This window comes from Nonomuraea rhizosphaerae (assembly GCF_019396405.1).
Classification (GTDB): Bacteria; Actinomycetota; Actinomycetes; order Streptosporangiales; family Streptosporangiaceae; genus Nonomuraea; species Nonomuraea rhizosphaerae.
Genome location: NZ_JAHKRL010000321.1, coordinates 1 through 3,631, shown reverse-complemented (window position 1 = coordinate 3,631; position 3,631 = coordinate 1). Strand labels below are relative to the sequence as shown.

Genomic DNA, 3,631 nt, shown 5'->3' with positions numbered 1-3,631 from the left:
GGCCAGCTCCGCGCCCGTCCGCACCTCCGCCCCGCCGCCGACTACGGCGGCGACGGCCGGCTTGAGCGAGGGGTCGCCGGCGACGTCGATCTCGGCGTAGCCCTTGGCGCCGGTCAGCCGCTGGGCCATGGCCGTGGTGAGGCCGACCGCGCCGTTGAAGGCCAGCTCCTGGTCCAGGCCGGTGTCCATGATGCCGACGAGCTTGAAGCGGTGCTCACGCTCGCGGGAGTCGAGCACGGTGATCGTCTGGCCGACGGTGAACCCCTGGTCCTTGGCCGTGTTCTTGTCGAGCACGGCCGCCTGGTCGTCGGAGCCGGGCCCGGTGCCGCTGATGATCGTGGTCCGGTTCAGTCGTCCCTGGACGACGGAGATCGCCAGGGTCGGCGTGTAGTCGCCGACGACCTTGCCGTCCTTGCCCAGCAGCGGCGCCTTGCCGCGGACCAGACCCTGGGCCTCGGCCACCCCGGCGACGCCGCGCACCTTCTCCAGGGTCCCGGCGGGCAGCACGGCGCCGGGGCCCTTGGGCGTCACGGCCACGCCGAGCTTGTCGGCCTCGGCCGTGACCTGCTGGGAGAAGCCGGCCCTGATGGTGTCGGTCAGCACGAACGTACCGGCGATGAAGCCCACGCCCAGCGTGATCGCCACCGAGGTGAGCAGCAGCCGCAGCTTGTGCGCGCGCAGCCCGGCGAGGGTGGTCCTGAGCACCTCAGCCCTCCAGCCGCATCAGCGTGTCCAGGACCGACTGCGGCGAGGGCGTGGCCAGCTCGCTGACCAGCTCGCCGTCGCGCAGGAACACCACACGGTCGGCGTACGCGGCGGCCACCGGGTCGTGGGTGACCATGACGATGGTCTGGCCGAGCTCGCGTACGGAGGTGCGCAGGAACGACAGCACCTCGGCGCCGCTGCGCGAGTCGAGGTTGCCCGTCGGCTCGTCGGCGAAGATCACCTGGGGCTTGCTGATCAGCGCCCTGGCCACGGCCACGCGCTGCTGCTGGCCGCCGGACAGCTCGGCCGGCTTGTGCGAGAGCCGGTCCGTCAGCCCGACCGTCTCGATCACCCGGTCGAACAGCAGCCGGTCCGGCTGGCGGGCGGAGATCTCCAGGGGCAGCAGGATGTTCTGCTCGGCGGTCAGGGTCGGCAGCAGGTTGAACGCCTGGAAGACGAAGCCGATCCGCTCGCGGCGCAGCAGGGTGAGCTGCTTGTCGTTCAGCCCGGTCAGCTCGACCTCGCCGATGTGGACGGTGCCGGAGGTGGCGGTGTCGAGGCCGGCCAGGCAGTGCATCAGCGTGGACTTGCCCGAGCCCGACGGCCCCATGATCGCGGTGAACGCGCCGGTCGCGAAGGCCACGTCCACGCCGCGCAGCGCGTGCACCCGCGCGTCGCCTTGGCCGTACACCTTGGTCAGGTCTCGGGCGACCACCGCCTCTGGGGCCTGGCGCCGGGTATCGGTGAGGGTCACGTCCACTCCTTCGATCTGCGGGAACGCGACCAACGCTAGGGGCGTGAAAGGCCCGGCATATCGGCCTGGGGGACGGACTTGACGTAGGCCGTGAGATGACCCGGGTCAGCCGTTCGGCTGATGGGAGGGCACCACGAGCCCGGACTCGTAGGCGTACACCACGACCTGGGCGCGGTCGCGCAGCTGCAGCTTGGCCAGCACCCGGCCCAGGTGCGTCTTGACCGTCGCCTCGGCCACCTCCAGCCCGGCGGCGATCTCGGTGTTGGACAGGCCGCGCGCCACCATGAGCAGCACCTCGCGCTCGCGTGGTGTCAGCTCCGCGGCGCTGGGCAGCTCGTCGGCCGGGAGCTGGGCAGCGAACCTGCCGAGCAGCCGCTTGAGCGTGGTCGGCGCCACCACGGCGTCGCCCGCGTGCACGGACCTGATGGCGGTGATCAGGTCGGCGGTCGGCACGTCCTTCAGCAGGAAGCCGGCCGCGCCCGCCCGGATCGCGGCGAAGGCGTACTCGTCGAGGTCGAACGTGGTCAGGATGAGCACCTTCGGCCCGTCCTGCGAGCCGCCGGCGATGCGCCTGGTGGCCTCGACGCCGTCCATCGCCGGCATGCGCACGTCCATGAGCACCACGTCCACCTCGACGTCGCGCAGCACCTCCAGCGCGCGGGCGCCGTCGGCGGCCTCGGCGACCACCTCGATGTCGGGCTGGGCGCCCAGCACCATCCGGAACCCGGCACGCAGCAGCTCCTGGTCGTCGACCAGCATCACCCGGATCACTACGCCGCCCTCACCGTGGGAATCGGCAGCCTGGCCAGCACCTCGAACCCGCCTCCCGCCTTGGGCGCGGCCGACACCGCGCCGCCGTACATGCCGACCCGCTCGCGCATCCCGACCAGGCCGTGCCCGGCGGGTCCGCGTGGCGCGGCGGCGCCCCTGCCGTTGTCGGTCACCCGTACGACCAGCTCGCGCGGCCCGTACTGGAGCTCGACCAGCGCCTGAACGCCGGGGCCGCCGTGCTTGAGCGCGTTCGTGAGGGCCTCCTGGACGATGCGGTAGACGGCGAGCTGCTGGCCCTCGGGCAGCTCGCCCGGCGGGCCGCCGACGCGCAGCAGCGCGGGCACGCCCGCCTTGCCGACCAGCTCCTCCAGCTGCCCGAGCCCCGGCTGCGGCGTGTAGTCCATCTCGTCGGCCCCCTCCTCGCGCAGGACGCCGACCAGCCTGCGCATCTCGGCGAGCGCCTCGCGGCCGGTCTTGGAGATGTTGCGCACGGCCAGCCGCGCCTCGTCGGGGTCGGTGTCGATGGCGTACCCGGCGCCGTCGGCCTGGACGACCATGACGCTGACGTTGTGGGCCACGACGTCGTGCAGCTCCCTGGCGATCCGGGTGCGCTCGGCCGTGGCCGCCAACCTGGCCTGCTGGTCGCGCTCACGTTCGGCGCGTTCGGCGCGCTCCTCCAGGCTCTCCAGGTAGCGCCTGCGGGTGCTGCCGTACAGGCCGGTCAGCCAGACGGTCACGACGAGGATCGAGCCGCTGAAGAACAGGCTGAACGTGGGGTCGTTCCAGTGCACCATGGCGAGGAAGACGCCCAGCTCCACCACCAGGCCCGCGGCCACCGCCCACGCGAACGCGCAGCGGAAGGCCACCGAGTACAGCGCCACCAGCACCGCGATGTTGGCGGGCATCGGGCCGATCTCCATCAGCCACTGCGCGAAGCTGGCCAGCGCGACGATCGTGAAGACGGTCAGCGGCCGGTCGCGCCGCCACAGCAGCGGCACCAGCAGCACCGCGCACAGGGCGAGGTAGCCCCCGGCCCCGATGTACAGGCCGCCGGCGAACGAGCCGCTGTTCCCGTACGGCACCACCAAGAACAGGCAGAACGCCCACAACGGCGCCATGCGCAAGCCGTCGAGCAGCCTGTCGCGGTGGCGACTGCACCACACCATCATCCTGCCGAGCACATCATCACGATACGAAGGCTCTGCTCTAGATTTGTCCGCCTAGAGGGGGAAGTCTGAGTACGACCCAGGTCTGACAAGTTCCTGGTCTTACACCAGCTTTACGGGGCTTGGGGCACTCTTGTCGTTGGGAGCGCCCTAACGGGCGAGTAAAGGGAGATCGTGATGGCGGATCATGATCGCGACGCCGGGTCGCGCGGTGAAGAGGAAGCATCGCGCGACC

General features: G+C 71.4%; 4 protein-coding genes. All 4 read right to left on the bottom strand.

Annotated features, from left to right (window positions below; all coding sequences use genetic code 11):
• A partial coding sequence (locus tag KME77_RS16180; protein ID WP_219467862.1) for an ABC transporter permease occupies window positions 1-705 on the bottom strand: 705 nt, incomplete at its 3' end.
• Between the two features lies 1 nt (window position 706).
• Window positions 707-1,459 (bottom strand): ABC transporter ATP-binding protein, encoded by a 753-nt coding sequence (locus KME77_RS16175; RefSeq protein ID WP_308250723.1) that lies wholly within the window; start codon window positions 1,457-1,459, stop codon window positions 707-709.
• 105 nt (window positions 1,460-1,564) lie between these two features.
• Window positions 1,565-2,230, bottom strand: a complete 666-nt coding sequence (locus KME77_RS16170) for a response regulator transcription factor (RefSeq protein WP_219467859.1) — start codon at window positions 2,228-2,230, stop codon at window positions 1,565-1,567.
• Window positions 2,230-3,411, bottom strand: coding sequence for a sensor histidine kinase (locus KME77_RS16165; RefSeq protein WP_308250722.1), 1,182 nt, complete (start codon window positions 3,409-3,411; stop codon window positions 2,230-2,232). The genes KME77_RS16170 and KME77_RS16165 overlap by 1 nt, the downstream gene beginning before the upstream one ends.
• Between the last annotated feature and the right edge of the window lie 220 nt (window positions 3,412-3,631).